General features: G+C 62.7%; 15 protein-coding genes. 5 read left to right on the forward strand and 10 right to left on the reverse strand.

Features of this window, described 5'->3' with window-relative positions:
- Positions 1–205 precede the first annotated feature (205 nt).
- On the reverse strand, positions 206–1,135 hold the full coding sequence (locus ACM6IP_RS08945; protein ID WP_095164278.1) for a LysR family transcriptional regulator: 930 nt from the start codon (positions 1,133–1,135) through the stop codon (positions 206–208).
- A 101-nt stretch (positions 1,136–1,236) separates the two neighbouring features.
- On the opposite strand from ACM6IP_RS08945, the gene ACM6IP_RS08950 reads away from it, so the two are divergent.
- The 5 genes from ACM6IP_RS08950 to ACM6IP_RS08970 all read left to right on the forward strand — a co-directional run bounded on the left by ACM6IP_RS08950 (position 1,237) and on the right by ACM6IP_RS08970 (position 4,396).
- Positions 1,237–1,935 (forward strand): MOSC domain-containing protein, encoded by a 699-nt coding sequence (locus ACM6IP_RS08950; protein ID WP_095164277.1) that lies wholly within the window; start codon positions 1,237–1,239, stop codon positions 1,933–1,935.
- A complete protein-coding gene (locus ACM6IP_RS08955) occupies positions 1,932–3,209 on the forward strand; it encodes an aspartate aminotransferase family protein (RefSeq protein ID WP_095164275.1) in 1,278 nt (425 codons plus the stop codon). The genes ACM6IP_RS08950 and ACM6IP_RS08955 overlap by 4 nt, the downstream gene beginning before the upstream one ends.
- 249 nt (positions 3,210–3,458) lie before the next feature.
- On the forward strand, positions 3,459–3,818 hold the full coding sequence (locus ACM6IP_RS08960) for a type II toxin-antitoxin system RelE/ParE family toxin (protein ID WP_414861311.1): 360 nt from the start codon (positions 3,459–3,461) through the stop codon (positions 3,816–3,818).
- Positions 3,808–4,128, forward strand: coding sequence for a helix-turn-helix domain-containing protein (locus ACM6IP_RS08965; RefSeq protein ID WP_095164271.1), 321 nt, complete (start codon positions 3,808–3,810; stop codon positions 4,126–4,128). The genes ACM6IP_RS08960 and ACM6IP_RS08965 overlap by 11 nt, the downstream gene beginning before the upstream one ends.
- Positions 4,129–4,237: 109 nt before the next feature.
- Positions 4,238–4,396, forward strand: coding sequence for a YqaE/Pmp3 family membrane protein (locus ACM6IP_RS08970; protein ID WP_003228885.1), 159 nt, complete (start codon positions 4,238–4,240; stop codon positions 4,394–4,396).
- Positions 4,397–4,429: 33 nt separating this feature from the next.
- On the opposite strand, the gene ACM6IP_RS08975 is transcribed toward ACM6IP_RS08970, so the two are convergent.
- From ACM6IP_RS08975 to ACM6IP_RS09015, 9 genes are all read right to left on the reverse strand, one after another.
- Positions 4,430–6,259 (reverse strand): prolyl oligopeptidase family serine peptidase, encoded by a 1,830-nt coding sequence (locus ACM6IP_RS08975; protein WP_414861312.1) that lies wholly within the window; start codon positions 6,257–6,259, stop codon positions 4,430–4,432.
- Positions 6,225–7,394, reverse strand: coding sequence for a pyrroloquinoline quinone biosynthesis protein PqqE (pqqE, locus tag ACM6IP_RS08980; RefSeq protein ID WP_095164267.1), 1,170 nt, complete (start codon positions 7,392–7,394; stop codon positions 6,225–6,227). Before pqqE ends, ACM6IP_RS08975 begins: the two co-directional genes overlap by 35 nt.
- Complete coding sequence (pqqD, locus tag ACM6IP_RS08985) at positions 7,366–7,641, reverse strand: pyrroloquinoline quinone biosynthesis peptide chaperone PqqD (RefSeq protein WP_095164265.1); 276 nt, start codon at positions 7,639–7,641, stop codon at positions 7,366–7,368. The genes pqqE and pqqD overlap by 29 nt, the downstream gene beginning before the upstream one ends.
- Entirely contained in the window at positions 7,638–8,390 is a 753-nt protein-coding gene (gene pqqC, locus ACM6IP_RS08990) for a pyrroloquinoline-quinone synthase PqqC (RefSeq protein ID WP_414861313.1), read from the reverse strand. The genes pqqD and pqqC overlap by 4 nt, the downstream gene beginning before the upstream one ends.
- Before the next feature lie 136 nt (positions 8,391–8,526).
- Entirely contained in the window at positions 8,527–9,438 is a 912-nt protein-coding gene (pqqB, locus tag ACM6IP_RS08995; protein ID WP_095170617.1) for a pyrroloquinoline quinone biosynthesis protein PqqB, read from the reverse strand.
- An 85-nt stretch (positions 9,439–9,523) separates the two neighbouring features.
- On the reverse strand, positions 9,524–9,598 hold the full coding sequence (pqqA, locus tag ACM6IP_RS09000) for a pyrroloquinoline quinone precursor peptide PqqA (RefSeq protein ID WP_003194766.1): 75 nt from the start codon (positions 9,596–9,598) through the stop codon (positions 9,524–9,526).
- Between the two features lie 137 nt (positions 9,599–9,735).
- Positions 9,736–12,219, reverse strand: coding sequence for a pyrroloquinoline quinone biosynthesis protein PqqF (gene pqqF / locus ACM6IP_RS09005; protein WP_414861327.1), 2,484 nt, complete (start codon positions 12,217–12,219; stop codon positions 9,736–9,738).
- Between the two features lie 48 nt (positions 12,220–12,267).
- Positions 12,268–13,062: a carbon-nitrogen hydrolase family protein gene (locus tag ACM6IP_RS09010; RefSeq protein WP_095170613.1), complete on the reverse strand. Its 795-nt coding sequence runs from the start codon at positions 13,060–13,062 to the stop codon at positions 12,268–12,270.
- Between the two features lie 12 nt (positions 13,063–13,074).
- A complete protein-coding gene (locus ACM6IP_RS09015; RefSeq protein ID WP_095170611.1) occupies positions 13,075–14,757 on the reverse strand; it encodes a flavin monoamine oxidase family protein in 1,683 nt (560 codons plus the stop codon).
- Positions 14,758–14,867: the final 110 nt, after the last annotated feature.

Here is a 14,867-nt window from a genome sequence, read left to right on the forward strand (position 1 = left end):
ACATGACGTGCTGCTGTTCTCCCCTGTTCGCAGATTGGATCCACAGCTAATCTACTCATATGGACGTCGCGCAGGAAGCGCAAAGCAACAACACGGACACGTAGGATTCTGCCAGGACGGCGGAGTGAAATGGATGTCAGGGAAACAGTCTGCAAAGCCCCGCTTCGGCGGGGTTTTCTTTTGCCTGCGATTTATGTTTTGCCCATCAACCCTGGGCATCCAGGACCGTCGGGCTCGCCAGGCGCCCGTCCGGGCCATCCATCACATCCTCCAGCAGGTTGCGCAACAATTCCAGGGTGGCCTGCTGACGCTGCACATCCCGACAGACCAACCCCACCTTCAGCGGCACCCGCGGTTCACTCAACGGTTTCCACAACAACGCCTTGTTGCCATGCTCGCGCTGTGAGCGTCCGGGCAAAACAGTCGCCAGCCGGGTGTGGGGCAAACTGTCGAGGATCCCCGCCATGTTGTTCAGCTCGGCCTGCACTTGCGGGCGGCGGCCGAGGCTGGCCAGTTGTCCCTGCCAGATCTGGCGGATCTGAAACTCCTCGCCCAGCAGCAACATCGGCAATTCGGCGGCCTGGCTCATGGAGACTTTCTTGAATTCGCGCAGTGGGTGGTCGACGGGGATGACCAGGGTCAGTTCGTCTTCGTACAGCAGCACGCCATGCAGCCCCGGCTGGCGCGGCGGCAGGTAGCTGATGCCGATGTCCAGCGAGCCGTTAAGCAGGCGGCGTTCGATTTCCAGCCCCGTGAGCTCGTAGATCTGCACCACCAAATGGGGCTGGGCCGTGCGCACCCGCTCAAGCATCTTTGGCACCAGGCTGGTGTGCACGGTTTGCAGGACCCCGATGGCCAAGGTGCGCGAGGCTTGGCCCTTGAAGTTGCCCAAGGCTTCGCGCGCCCGTTGCATGCCATCGAGCAAGGGCAGGGCGTGGTTGTACAGGGTATGCGCGGCCAGTGTGGGCAGCAGCCGTTTGCTGCTGCGCTCGAACAGGCTCACATCGAGGTTCTGTTCCAGTTGCCGGATCTGTTGCGAGAGCGCCGGCTGGGAGATCGACAGACGTTCGGCGGCCCGGCCGACATGGCCTTCTTCGTACACCGCGACGAAATAACGCAGTTGCTTAAAATCCATAAGTATTTCTTATCGAAAAAGCTGGGAAATCGAAATGGCTCAGCGCCCTGCAGAAGCCTAGTCTAACCGCATTCACAAGGCTTATAGGGCCAGAGAGCGCGATGAATACCGTTTACGTTGATGGTGTTTACATAGGCAAGGCAAAAAACCTGGGGCAGGGCTTGGTCAGCGATACCGACAAAGAGCGGATTGCCAATCGACTCTGGTTGTGGCCGCAGGGCCTGGGCAGTGACGAGCACGGCGATCCGCGCTTTCACACCGGTCCCGAACGGGCCCTGCATCACTACCCGGCCGAGCACTACGCGTACTGGCGCAAACGTTATCCACAGATTGACTGGCAGGCGCCGGCCTTCGGCGAGAACCTCTCGACCCACGGCCTCGGTGAAGAGCAAGTGTGCCTGGGCGATCTGTTTCGCTGGGGTGGCGCGCTGTTGCAGGTCAGCCAGCCGCGTTCGCCGTGCTATCGCCTGAGCCGTCGCTGGGGTGTGCCGATCCTGCCCCAGCTCGCCCAGGACACCGGACGCTGTGGCTGGTTCTACCGCGTGCTCAAGCCTGGGTTTGTCAGCGCCGAGCAACCGTTCGAACTGATCCAGCGCAGTTACCCCGGCCTGACCGTGGCCTGGGCGTTGCGCAGTTTTTATCGCGAACCGCTGGAACATACCGGTTTGAAAAAGCTGATTGATTGTCCGGCGCTGTCTTCGCGCTGGCGCGATATTGCCATCAAGCGCCTGCGCAGCGGGCGGGTCGAGGATTGGACGGCGCGTCTGCTGGGCTTGCCGCTGGAGGGTTTGCGCGCATGAACCTGTTCAACCTGCGTCGCCCGCAGCCGAGCCTGGATGACCTGGCGGCCGAGGGTTTGTTACCTGCAAGGAGCGCTAACCTGTCCAGTGAGTGCCTGATGCCGAGTGTTGAGCGAGCCCCGCAGATTTTCGTCCGTGGCCAGGGTTCCTGGCTGTGGGACAGCGCTGACCGCGCCTACCTGGACTTTACCCAGGGCGCCGGAGCCAACAGCCTCGGCCATAGCCCCACGGCACTGGTCAAGGCGCTGACGGCCCAGGCGCAGGCGCTGATCAATCCTGGCTCGGGATTGCTCAATCGCGGCCAGTTGAACCTGGCCGAGCGGCTGTGCAACAGCACTGGCAGCGACCAGGTGTACCTGCTCAATACCGGCAGTGAGGCGTGCGAAGCCGCGATCAAGCTGGCGCGCAAATGGGGCCAACTGCATCGCGGCGGTGCTTCGCGAATCATTACCGCCAGCGGTAGCTGCCATGGTCATGGCTTTGCTGCGTTGTCTGCCTCGGACTGCCAGGACAATCGCTTCGAGCCCCGGCTCCCGGGTTTTGATCGTGTTCCGTTCAACGACCTGCCGGCGCTGCATGCGGCGGTGGACGCGCAGACTGTGGCGATCATGCTGGAGCCGATCCAGGCTGCGGCGGGCGTACTGCCTGCGACCGAGCATTACCTCAAGGGCGTCGAGCGCTTGTGCCGTGAGTTGGGGATTCTGCTGATCCTCGACGAAGTGCAAACCGGCATGGGCCGTTGCGGTCGACTGCTGGCTGAACAGCTATATGGCGTGCGGGCCGACATTGTTGTGTTGGGCAAGGGCCTCGGTGGCGGAGTGCCGGTGGCGGCCTTGCTGGCCCGGGGCAGCGCCTGCTGTTTTGAACCGGGCGAATTGGACGGCACCCATCACGGCAATGCCCTGATGGCATCGGCTGGCCTGGCAGTGCTCGATAGCGTGCTCGATCACGGGTTTCTCGAACATGTACGCGACAGCGCTCAACACCTGCACGAAGGCTTGGCGCGCCTGGCCAATCGCTACGGGCACGGCGAGTTGTGCGGTCACGGCCTGCTCTGGGGGCTCAGGCTCAGCGATGACTCGGCCGACGCCGTGGTCAAGGCCGCGATGTACGAAGGCCTGCTGATCAGCGCCCCACAAGCCGACTGCCTGCGCTTCACCCCGGCGCTGACCGTCAGCCAGGCCAACATCGACGAAATGCTCCTGCGCCTGGCGCGCGCCTTTGCCCGGGTGCGCACCGCCCAATTGCAATGTCGCAAAGGCATCGCGGTCTGACGTGATCGCAACACCTGAATTCCCGAACCGTCTCGCGGTATAACGCATCGCCCCATGCCTGATCCTTTTGGCATGGGGCGTTTTTTTTGTCCCGACGATTTTCAGGAGCCTATTCAGGGCTTGAGCGGTAACCGCAACAATGGCTTTTTATGGAGTCGGCAAGGATTGCCGATACCGGTGCGCAGAAATGACGACGGTCGGATTGGCTATCCATACCACTAGGTGGTATTTTTCAGGGAAGGGATGTCCATGAGTATCAGACTGTTCAAGACCAAGCGTTTTGCCCTCCAGGCTGCCAAAGCCTGGATTGGGGACGATGAGTTGAGGTCAGCATTCGCCGAGTTGTTAAAAGGACAAGCGGACAGCCTGGGAGGCGGCGTTTGGAAAAAACGCCTGAACCAAAACCGACACCGTTCGATCATCCTGGCCAAGGGCGGCCGTTACGGGATATACCAATTCCTGTTTGCCAAAAAAGATCAAGGCAATATCAGCCAGACGGAACTGGCCGCTTTTCGAGAACTGGCTAAAGCCTATGAAAAGCTTGATGAGACACAGGTCCGGCAGTTGCTGGATATGAAGGAATTTGTGGAGATGCACCATGAGCAATAAATTCAAAAGTGAAGCCCTTGAGTCGGCTCACGATTCGGCTGCTGCCTTGCTGTCGATCGGGGCCATCAGCAAGACCACCATGCGCCAATTCGACGAGACGTGCCTGGCCCACGTACCCCAGGCGATTGCGGCGCTGGAGATCAAGCAACTGCGCGAGCGCAACAACGTCAGCCAGCCGGTGTTTGCCCGTTACTTGAACACCAGCGCCTCCACGGTCAAGCAGTGGGAAGCCGGCGACAAACAACCCAGTGGCATGGCCCTCAAACTGCTCAGCATCGTGCAAAAGCATGGGTTGGAGATTCTGGCCTGACCAGGCCGCAATAGTGGCACCTGGCCGGAAGGTTACGGAACCCTGGCCAACGCCGCGGGTCGATTAGGTGTGTGGCTGATCACAGCCCACCTTACTCAGGAGCTGCCCTATGGATTTCATTCGCATCATCATTGCCATTCTGTTGCCGCCACTGGGCGTATTCCTGCAAGTGGGGTTCGGCGGCGCGTTCTGGCTGAATATCCTGCTGACCTTGTGTGGCTATATTCCGGGCATCGTTCACGCGGTGTACATCATCGCCAAGCGTTAAGCCTGTGGATCGCAGCGTTGAACCGCGCTGCGATCAGCCCTGGGCTGGCTTCATCACCTCGCGATAAAACAACCATTCCTGCTCCAGTGCGTGGGCCTGATTGCTGGCCTTGCGAAAGCCGTGGCGTTCGTCTGGGTAGTAATGGGCCTGCGCCGCGATGCCGTTGTCTTGCAGGGCCTTGAGCATGTCGCGGGTCTGCTGCGGGACAACGACGGCGTCGAGTTCGCCTTGAAAAAAGATCACCGGCACCTGGATATTCTGTGCGTGTTGCAGCGGGGTGCGAGCGGCGTAGCGCTCGGCGTCGGCGATGGGATCGCCGATCAGCCAATCCAGATAATCACCCTCGAACTTATGGGTAGCACGGCTCAGGGCGACAGGGTCGCTGACCCCGTACAGACTGGCCCCCGCGCGGAACACCTGATGAAACGCCAGGGCACACAGGGTGGTGTAGCCGCCGGCACTGCCGCCGCGAATGAACGCGTGCTCGCCATCGATCAAGCCTTGTGCGGCGAGATACGTCACCACCGCGCAGGCATCTTCGACATCCACCTCGCCCCAACGCAGATGCAGGGCCTGTCGGTACGCTCGGCCGTAGCCGCTGCTGCCACGGTAGTTGAGGTCGGCCACGGCAAAGCCGCGCTGGGCCCAATACTGGATGCGTGGATCGAGCATCGGATAGCAGGCCGAGGTCGGCCCGCCATGGATGAATACCAGCAACGGCGGCTTTTCCACATTGCCCATGGCTGGGTAGAAGAACCCATGGGCCTCGCCCTTGCCGCTGGGGTAACGCAAGGTCTGTGGTTGGCTGATCTGCTCGGCGGGTAACAGCGCGACGCCGCCGGCCAGGACCTGCACCTGGTGGCTGTGGCGGTCGATGGCGATCACGGCAGAGGGACTGACCGGTGAGGCGGCAATGCAGTAGATGAACTGCTGATCCAGCGCCAGGTTGCGAAAGCGGCTGTAGTCGCCGGTGTAGTCCTCGACCTGCTGGCCTGAGCACAGGCCCAGGCGGCCAAAGCCGGCAACTGTCCAGCTGGCCAGGTAGCGCTGCTCGTCCAGTGGCAGCCAGGTGCAACCCCCCAATTGCCAGGGCGCCGGACCGTGGTCGGCCACGGCACTGGGCAGCGGTTGCCAGCCTGATTCGCTGTCGACCCACGGCTGCCAGAATCCATCTCGGTCACTCAGGCAATACAAGCGCCCGCGCTCATCGAAGCGCGGCTGTTGCAGCGACTCCTCGACATCTGCCCCGGCTACGCAACGGGGTGGGGCCAGGCTGCCGTCGGGATTCAATTGGGCGAGCATCAGGCGCGTGGCGGTCCAGGGCTGATGGGGGCGGCTCCACTCGATCCATGCCAGTTGTCGGGCGTCGGGGCTCAAGGTCGGCGCGGCGTAAAAGTCCGCACCTTCCACCAGCAGCTGGCGTTGACCGTCGGCAGCGATGGCCACCAGGCGGTGCTGGTCGGCCAGTTCTTCGACGGCCAACACCTGGCCGTTGGCCCACTGCAGGTCGCCGTATCGGCACTCGCCCGCGGTCAATGCCAGGGGTGGTGCGCCCGTCAGGGTTTGGCGGTAAAGCTGCTGGTCGGCCTCGTTGACGAAGAACAGCGCGTCATCGCCCAGGCAAAATGCACCGCCGCCGTATTCGTAGACCCGGCTGCGCACGCTGAAACCGGGTGGAGTCAGGCAATGGGCGTGCTGCTCGCGCCAGTGCCAGATCCGGCAGGCGCCATCCTGGGGGCGATATTCATTCCAGAACAGGCCTTGGGCGCCCACCTGCAGGTCCGCGAAGTCGACCCCCGCGGACACGGCTTTGAGGGCGCTCAAGGCTTCAGCCTTTAACGATGAGGCGTGAGTTTCGTTCATTGCGAAAGGCCAACTGTTCGATGGTCTGGGTGGCGTGCTCGGCTTCTTCGCGCGCCTTGAGGATCATGCCGTGATGCTCGGATTTACTGCACACCGGGTCAGCGTTGCTGGCGTCGCCGGTGAGCATGAAGGCCTGGCAGCGACAGCCGCCGAAGTCCTTTTCTTTTTCGTCACACGAGCGGCACGGCTCGGGCATCCAGTCATAACCGCGAAAGCGGTTGAAGCCGAACGAGTCGTACCAGATGTGCTGCATGCTGTGCTCGCGCACGTTGGGAAACTGTACCGGCATCTGTCGGGCACCGTGACAGGGCAGCGCGGTGCCGTCGGGGGTGACGGTCAGGAAAATGCTGCCCCAGCCATTCATGCAGGCTTTCGGGCGTTCTTCGTAGTAGTCCGGGGTGACGAAGATCAGCTTGCACGGATGCCCTTGGGCTTCCAGTTTGGCGCGATATTCGTTGGTGATGCGTTCGGCGCGCACCAGTTGTTCCTGGGTCGGTAGCAGGCCGACCCGATTGAGCTGGGCCCAGCCGTAGAACTGGCAGGTGGCGAGCTCGACGAAGTCGGCTTCCAGGGCGATGCACAGCTCGATGATGCGGTCGATCTTGTCGATGTTGTGCCGATGGGTGACGAAGTTCAGCACCATCGGGTAGCCATGGGCTTTCACCGCCCGGGCCATCTCCAGTTTCTGCGCGAAGGCTTTTTTCGAGCCGGCCAACAGGTTGTTCACCTGCTCATCGCTGGCCTGGAAGCTGATCTGGATATGGTCCAGGCCAGCCTTTTTGAAGTCGCTGATTTTCTGTTCGGTGAGGCCGATGCCCGAGGTGATCAGGTTGGTGTAGAACCCCAGCTTGCGCGCCTCGCCGATCAACTCGGCAAGGTCCTGGCGCACCAGCGGTTCGCCACCCGAGAAGCCCAGTTGCGCGGCACCCATTTCCCGCGCCTCGCGGAACACTTTCAGCCACTGTTCGGTGCTCAGTTCCTGGCCTTGTGCGGCGAAGTCCAGCGGGTTCGAACAGTAGGGGCACTGCAGTGGGCAACGGTAAGTCAGCTCGGCGAGCAGCCACAGCGGCAGGCCGACTTCCGGCTTGGCCGGCAGGGCCGCAGGATCAGCCGAGTTCGATCCAGTGCTGTGCACGGGCGACCTCCATGAATTGCTCGATATCCTCGCCAAGCTCAGGCACGCCGGGGAATCGGCTGTCCAGTTCGGCGATGATCGCGGCGACGTCACGCTGGCCATCGATCAGGCCGCCAATCAGCGCGGCGCTTTCGTTGAGCTTGATCATGCCTTCGGGGTACAGCAGCACATGGCCTTTTTGCGCCGGCTCGTACTGGAAGCGGTAACCGGGACGCCAGGTGGGGGTCCTGCTGCGGTCGAAACTCATAAGGCGATTCCTCGGTGCCAGACCCGTTGCTCGGTCACGCTGTGGTAAGGCGGGCGGTTCAATTCATAGGCCATGCTCATGGCATCGAGCATGCTCCAAAGTATGTCCAGTTTGAACTGGAGAATTTCCAGCATGCGCTGCTGGCCAGCATAGGTGGTGTAGTGCTGCAGGGTGATCGCCAGCCCGTGCTCGACATCACGCCGCGCCTGGCCCAGGCGCGTGCGGAAGTATTGGTAACCGGCCGGGTCGATCCAGGGGTAGTGCTGTGGCCAACTGTCCAGGCGTGACTGGTGGATCTGCGGGGCGAACAGTTCGGTCAGCGAACTGCTGGCGGCTTCCTGCCAACTGGCGCGGCGGGCGAAGTTGACGTAGGCGTCGACGGCAAACCGCACGCCCGGCAACACCAGTTCCTGGGAGCGCAGTTGCTCGGGGGCCAGGCCCACGGCCTGGCCGAGGCGCAACCAGGCTTCGATGCCGCCGTCTTCACCGGGCGCACCGTCGTGGTCGAGCAGGCGCTGAATCCATTCGCGGCGGATCTCGCGATCCGGGCAATTGGCCAGGATCGCCGCGTCCTTCAGGGGGATGTTCACCTGATAGTAGAAGCGGTTGGCGACCCAGCCCTGGATCTGTTCGCGGCTGGCCCGGCCTTCGTACATCGCCACGTGGTACGGGTGATGGATGTGGTAGTAGGCGCCCTTGGCCCGCAGCGCGGCTTCGAACTCGGCGGGGGACAGCGGTGTGTCGGTCATTGCGGTTCTCCGGTGTACATCCGGTGGATGCTTTGGTGCTTGTTCGGACGCCATCGCGAGCAAGCTCGCTCCCACAGGTTTTGTATGCGCCACAGATCCCATGTGGGAGCGAGCTTGCTCGCGATGAGGCCATCCGCTACAGCACAATACTCATGCCGTCATACGCCACTTCAACATTGCGCCGCACCAGCTCGGCACGCTCGGCCGAGTCTTCATCGAGGATCGGATTGGTGTTGTTGATGTGGATCAGCACCTTGCGTTGCTTGGGCAGTTGCTCCAGCACTTCGAGCATACCGCCCGGGCCGTTCTGGGCCAGGTGGCCCATTTCCCGACCGGTACGGGTGCCGACGCCGCGGCGCTGCATTTCGTCGTCGTCCCACAGCGTGCCATCCACCAGCAGGCAGTCGCTACCGGCCATGATCTCCAGCAACGGCGCGTCGACCTTGCCCAGCCCCGGGGCGTAGAACAGTTTGCCACCGGTGCGCAGGTCTTCGACGATCAGGCCGATGTTGTCACCCGGGTGCGGGTCGAAGCGATGCGGCGAGTACGGTGGTGCGGCGCTGCGCAGGGGCAGGGGGCTGAAACGCAGGTTGGGGCAGGCCGGGATGCTGAAACTCTGGTCGAGCTCGATGCGGTTCCAGTCAAGGCCGCCATTCCAGTGGCTGAGCATGGTGAACAGCGGGAAGCCGCTGCTCAGGTCTTCGTGGACCATGTCGGTGCACCAGACCTGGTGCGGGCAACCTTCACGCAGGCTCAACAGGCCGGTGGTGTGGTCGATCTGGCTGTCCATCAGGATGATTGCCTGCACCCCCGTATCGCGCAGGGCGCGACCAGGCTGCATCGGCGCAAAACCCTGGAGTTGCGCGCGGATGTCCGGCGATGCGTTGCACAGCACCCAGTTCACGCCGTCATCGGAGATCGCGATCGACGATTGGGTACGCGCGTGGGCCCGCAGACTGCCGTCACGAAACCCTGCGCAGTTCACGCAGTTGCAGTTCCACTGCGGAAATCCGCCGCCGGCGGCGGAACCTAGAATCTGGACAAACATGGCTGCTCCATCACATCAACGCTAAAAATGAAAACGCCCCGGGCTGGCCGAGGCGTTGTACCGCGTGTTCCGCCCGCAGGCAAAATCAACGGCTGGCGAAGTACATGGTGACTTCAAAGCCGATACGCAGGTCGGTGTAGGCAGGTTTGGACCAGGTCATAAAGATGCTCCTTCAGTGGATGGGATGATCGAACCCTATACATATAGTCCATCTCCAACCGGAGATGTTCAGATGCTTAGGTGGCTATCTTACTGAAACGTTTCCGCTTATTGGAGACTTCTCTCGAAGAAAACCCATTACAGCCCCGGTAATGATCCCCCACTCGTTTGCCACGCGCCCTGTGGGCCGGCATCGCTGGATACACATCGCCATCCGCCTGTGGCCTGCTCCAGGCAGTGGGCGGCGTGCAGCAGGGCGGGACGTTGCAGATTCAGTACAGCTTGTTGCAATTGCATCAGGTAATCCGACGGGTGGTTGGCCAGTTTGCCCTGCCAGAGCAGCTCGAAGGCCTGGGGCAAGGGCAGGGTATGGCTGTCGAGTTGTCCGGCCAGCGTCTGCAACTGTTCGGCCAGCGCGGCATCGTCCAGGCTGGCGAGTTGCGTTGGCAGTTGCTGGATAAACGCCTCGATGTGAGCGAGCAGTTGCGCTGCCGGGGTACCTGGCGACTGTACGCCGAACAGCAGGCCGGTTTGCCCGTGGATCTGCCGCACCCCGCTGAACACTGCATAGCCCAACTGCAGTTCGACCCGCAGGCGCTGGTAGTAAGGCGTTTGGCTGAGCTGGGCCAGCAGGCGCCATGCGGCTTCGTCGGCCACGTCCCGCGATGGTGTGGGGCAGAACAACAAGAGCGCGTGCTCGCCACCCTGGCAGGGCACTGTGCTCCAGAGTCGTTGACCGGCGATGGCGACGGGTGGCATCGGCTCACTGTCGGCGATGCCCGGAGCCCGACTCAGGGCCCGGGTAATGGTGGTGTGTGCGCTGGCGGGCAGGCCGGCAGCCAGGCCATCCCAATGCGCACTGGCCCAGATCGCGGGCAGGTCCGCAGGGCCGGCAGCGTCTGCTGTCGCGCCTGGCGTCTGGCCCAGGCACACCTCAGGCAGGGCCTTGAGCAATTGTCGGATGGCGATCAACCCTGGCGGCGCTTGTGTGGCGTGCCAGTGTTCGGCGGCGGGCTGGGTCAGGCACAACAGCGCCTGTTCGAGAATTGCCGGCATCGGCTCATGTCGACCCAGCAACTTCAGCAGCCATTGGTCGCCAGTTTCGCTGAACGACAATTCGACGCCTGCTTGGCCGGCGTCGTCGATCAGGCCTTGCAGGCTGCGGGCCAGCACCGGCTGCAGGTTGGCCGACGGCGTTGAGGCCAGGCGCCAGCGCAGGCACACAGCCCCTTCACCGCTGGTGTCTGGCAGCGCCAGGTTGAACTGCAAGGCCGAACGCTCGCGACGACCGCGGGTGCGGTCCTGGGCGAAGGTGCGCAAGCCCCGGTGCGCACTGGTTTGGCCGCGAATCAGGCCGGCGGCTGGCGGCTCTTCGGCGCTGCGCAGGAACGGATTGGGCGGTGGCAGTTGCCAGGTGATGGCCGGGTTATCCACAGGTGCCGGATCGAGCTGTTGCAAGATCGTCGCGAGGGCACCGACCGCGGACTCAGGCAGCAGCGGTTGCACGGGCTCGATGTCGAGGCGAGCGAGGCTCAAGGCGTTGCTCGACTGGCGCCTGCGTTGCTGCAGCAGGGCATATTCTTCGCCGAGTTTTGGCGCGGTGTACTGCTGGCCGAAGAAGCTCAGCCAGTCGTTGAACAGACTGCGGATTGAGGCAGGCTGCGTGGTAGCGGTGGCGCTGAGCTGGAACTGCACATGCAGCAGCGCTTGCCCGGCAAAGTGGTACAGCGCTGTTGCCTTGAGGCTGTCGACCCACTGGCGCTGGCGCAACTCGGCGAGCAGGCCGCCGGGCTTGGCGCAGTTGAGCCAGGTGCAGAGATAGTCCAGGGCTTCGGCGCTGGACTCGGGCAAACCTTCGCAAGCGAACAGCAGGTTGAGTTGGCGTTCGCTGGCCTGTTGATAACTGCTGCCCGCCTCGGACATCAAGGAACGCGGCGGACTTTGCGGTTGCCGTGCGCCGACCCGCAACGGGCTGACCAGTTGCTGCGCCAGGCGCTGCAATTGATCCACAGGCTGCGGGCCGACCAGGCTCAAGGTCATCTGCCCGGTCTGGTAAAACCGCTGATAGTAGTCCTTGAGCGCTTGTTGGAACTCAGGGTGCTGCACCGCAAGGCTGTCACGATTGCCGGCGTGGAAGCCGCGCAACGGGTGATCCGCCGCGAGGCCGTCGAACAGGGCCTGGTGTTGCTGGGCTGCGGCATCCTGGGACCAGGCGAGGTACTCGGCTTGCAGCACTTCCCGTTCACGCAGTTGCTCGTCCGGATGCAGTCGCGGGTGGGCGAGCATGTCGCCCAGGCGCTCGAGTCCCGCCGCAAAAGCCTCGGGCGGCAGTTCGAAGAAAAAGTCTGTGCGGCGTTCGCCGGTTTGCGCATTCAACTGGCCGCCCTGACGTTGCACGTAGGCCATCAGCCCATCGCTGGCAGGAAATCGTTCGGTGCCAAGGAACAGCAAGTGCTCAAGGAAATGCGCCAGGCCAGGCCAGGCCAGGGGCGCGTCGTGGCTGCCGGCGGCCACCCGTAACACGGCGGCACACCGTTTCAAACCGGGCGCATGACGCAGCGCAAGCCGCAGGCCGTTGGCCAGGGTTTCGTGGTGGACAAGGGGGTGGATCGGCGCAGGCATGAGCACTTCCGCTACTGGGTAAGTGCTCATGCTAGCGAAAACCTTGGGTCAGCGCTTGTTCAGCGCGTCGTAGAGTGCTGGCCGACGATCGAGGAAATAGCGATTGGCGGCGCGCGAGTCCAGCATCAATTGGCGATCCAGGGTGCCGACGATCAGCGCTTCATCGAGGCCAGCCTGGGCGATACGGCTGCCATCCGGTGCGGCGATGCTGCTTTGCCCGCAGTAGTGGATCTGCTCTTCACTGCCGCAGTAGTTGGCGTAGGCCACGTAGCACTGGTTCTCGTAGGCACGAGCGCGCACGGTGACGTCCGCGATGAAGTCGAAGGGGATCATGTTGGCCGTCGGCACCAGGATCAGCTCGGCTCCGGCCAAGGCCAGGCGCCGGGCGTTCTCCGGGAACTCCAGGTCGTAACAGATCAAAAAACCGAGCTTCCAACCGTTGAGCTCGACCAGGGGAAAGTCGTCCTCGCCGGCGCTGAACATCGAGTGGTCGAGGTCGCCGAACAGATGGGTCTTGCGGTAGTTGCACAGGCGCGTGCCCTGCGCGTCGATCAACTGCACGGCGTTGTAGATCTGCCCGTCCTCGGCACGCTCGGGGTAGCCATACAGGATGGCGACCCCCGAGGTTCTGGCGATCTGGGCGATCTGTTGCGCGGCTTCACCGTTGTACACCTGGGCCAGGACATTGACCGCGTCGACGCCGATGTTGTAGCCGGTGAGGAACATCTCCGGAACCACCAGCAGGTCGGCGCCCTTGGCTTCTGTCGCGAGCTGCTGCAGGCGATGCAGATTGGCGGCAACGTCGAGCGGCAGCGGTGGGCATTGGTACAGGGCTACGCGCATTTCGGACTCCTCTTACTCGGGCAGGGCGATTGGCCCGATTTCATTGAACACATCACCCGGGCCCGGGTTCTCGGCATGGGTGCTGCCGCCGAAGTGATTCATGATGCCCCAGACCGCATTGAGCGAGGTCTGCACCGCGCCTTCGACCCAGGCCGGGGTCCAGGATACGTCATCGCCGGCGATAAAAATCCCGCGCTGCTCGGCCGGCATTTCCTGCTGCATGAAGTGCGCGTACATCCGCTGGTTGTAGCGGTAATGGCCGGGCAGGGCGCCTTTGAACGCGCCGAGGAAGTGCGGGTCGGCTTCCCAGGACACAGTAATCGGATCGCCGATGATGCGCGCGGCGATGTCGACTTTTGGGTAGATCTTCTTCAGCGCATCGAGGGCCAGTTTCACCCGTTTTTCGATCGGCTGCGGGAGCATTTTCAGCGCGTCGCTCATCCAGGAGTACGACAGGCAAATCACCCCAGGCTTGTCATCGCCGTTGTCGAAGAGGTAGGTGCCACGGGTCAGGCGATCGGTGAGGGTCATGCTCATCAGGTCGCGGCCGGTTTCCGGGTCTTTGTCTTTCCAGAACGGCCGGTCGACCATGACGAAGGTCTTCGACGACTGCATGTAGCGGGTGCGGTCCAGGGCCATCCACATCTTTTGCGAGAATAGCGATTCTTCGCACTCGATCTGGGTGGTCAGCAACCAGCTTTGGCAGGTGGTCAGCACCGCCGCGTACTCGCGGGTATCACCCCAGTTGTCGGTGACGCTGAAGCGCCCATCGGCAGCACGGGCGATGCGCTTGACCCCGGTGCGTGGCGCACCGTTGTGCAGGGAGCTGAGGCTGGTGCCCGCTGGCCAGTGCGCACAACGTTCCGGCACATGACGCCAGATACCCAGCGGTACTTGTTCGACGCCGCCGACCACCAGGTGCTGGTGATCGTCGCAGTTGGTCATCACCACGCGGAAGATTTCCAGCATCGAGTTGGGGAAATCCGAGTCCCAGCCGCCCGTGCCGAAACCGACCTGGCCAAACACTTCGCGGTGGTGGAACGACAGCTTGGCGAAGGCTTTGGAGGTGGCGACGAAATCGTAGAAGGTGCGGTCATCCCACAGCGGCACCAGGGTGTTCCACAGCTCCTTGAGGCGCGGTACGTCGCGGTCGCGGATCGCTTGCTGGATCTCGCCAAAGCGCGAACCGTCCTCCAGGGCGTCAGCCCAGGCGTCGGCGACTTCCTGGAATAGCGCGGGCAGGTCGGCGAGTTTTTGCGCGTAGTGGGTCTGGCCTTCCAGGTCGATGACCGTGCTGCCGGAGGCCGGCGTCAGCGGGTTGGGGAAGGGCTTGGTCTCAAGCCCCAGCTTGTCGACGTAGTGATAGAAGGCGGTGGACGACACCGGGAAGCGCATGCCGCCCAGTTCGGCAATGATCCCCTCGGCACCTTCGAAGGCTTGGGAGCGCAGGCGCCCACCCATTTTCGAGGCTTCGTAGACGACCGGTTTCAAGCCCAGCTTCATCAGCTCATACGCCGCCACCAGCCCGGCAATGCCGGCACCGACAATCGCCACTTCCGCGCCGTGGTTGTGCGCCGGGATGCTGCCCAGGCCGGCCGGGTGTTCGATCCAGTCATCAAAGGCGAAAGGGAAGTCGGGACCGAAGATGGTGACCGGTTTTTTACCGTCTGCAGGATGGCGATTGTTGTTGTTCATGGCTGACCTTGCTGGCGACTCGCACGAGGTGCTGAGTATAGGAAAAGACTGTCGCCATTCTAGGGAGCGTAGTGCACGTTAATAAGACGCAAAGTGTCGTCGTTTTGCAT

Origin of the sequence: Pseudomonas sp. IT-P176, assembly GCF_949767245.1 — a bacterium.
GTDB lineage: Bacteria > Pseudomonadota > Gammaproteobacteria > Pseudomonadales > Pseudomonadaceae > Aquipseudomonas.

Excerpts from the sequence above, each read along its gene's own strand:
- ACM6IP_RS08945 (WP_095164278.1), bottom strand. The coding sequence starts at position 1,135 with ATGGATTTTAAGCAACTGCGTTATTTCGTCGCGGTGTACGAAGAAGGC.
- ACM6IP_RS08950 (WP_095164277.1), top strand. The coding sequence starts at position 1,237 with ATGAATACCGTTTACGTTGATGGTGTTTACATAGGCAAGGCAAAAAAC.
- ACM6IP_RS08955 (WP_095164275.1), top strand. The coding sequence starts at position 1,932 with ATGAACCTGTTCAACCTGCGTCGCCCGCAGCCGAGCCTGGATGACCTG.
- ACM6IP_RS08960 (WP_414861311.1), top strand. The coding sequence starts at position 3,459 with ATGAGTATCAGACTGTTCAAGACCAAGCGTTTTGCCCTCCAGGCTGCC.
- ACM6IP_RS08965 (WP_095164271.1), top strand. The coding sequence starts at position 3,808 with ATGAGCAATAAATTCAAAAGTGAAGCCCTTGAGTCGGCTCACGATTCG.
- ACM6IP_RS08970 (WP_003228885.1), top strand. The coding sequence starts at position 4,238 with ATGGATTTCATTCGCATCATCATTGCCATTCTGTTGCCGCCACTGGGC.
- ACM6IP_RS08975 (WP_414861312.1), bottom strand. The coding sequence starts at position 6,259 with ATGAACGAAACTCACGCCTCATCGTTAAAGGCTGAAGCCTTGAGCGCC.
- pqqD (WP_095164265.1), bottom strand. The coding sequence starts at position 7,641 with ATGAGTTTCGACCGCAGCAGGACCCCCACCTGGCGTCCCGGTTACCGC.
- pqqC (WP_414861313.1), bottom strand. The coding sequence starts at position 8,390 with ATGACCGACACACCGCTGTCCCCCGCCGAGTTCGAAGCCGCGCTGCGG.
- pqqB (WP_095170617.1), bottom strand. The coding sequence starts at position 9,438 with ATGTTTGTCCAGATTCTAGGTTCCGCCGCCGGCGGCGGATTTCCGCAG.
- pqqF (WP_414861327.1), bottom strand. The coding sequence starts at position 12,219 with ATGCCTGCGCCGATCCACCCCCTTGTCCACCACGAAACCCTGGCCAAC.
- ACM6IP_RS09010 (WP_095170613.1), bottom strand. The coding sequence starts at position 13,062 with ATGCGCGTAGCCCTGTACCAATGCCCACCGCTGCCGCTCGACGTTGCC.
- ACM6IP_RS09015 (WP_095170611.1), bottom strand. The coding sequence starts at position 14,757 with ATGAACAACAACAATCGCCATCCTGCAGACGGTAAAAAACCGGTCACC.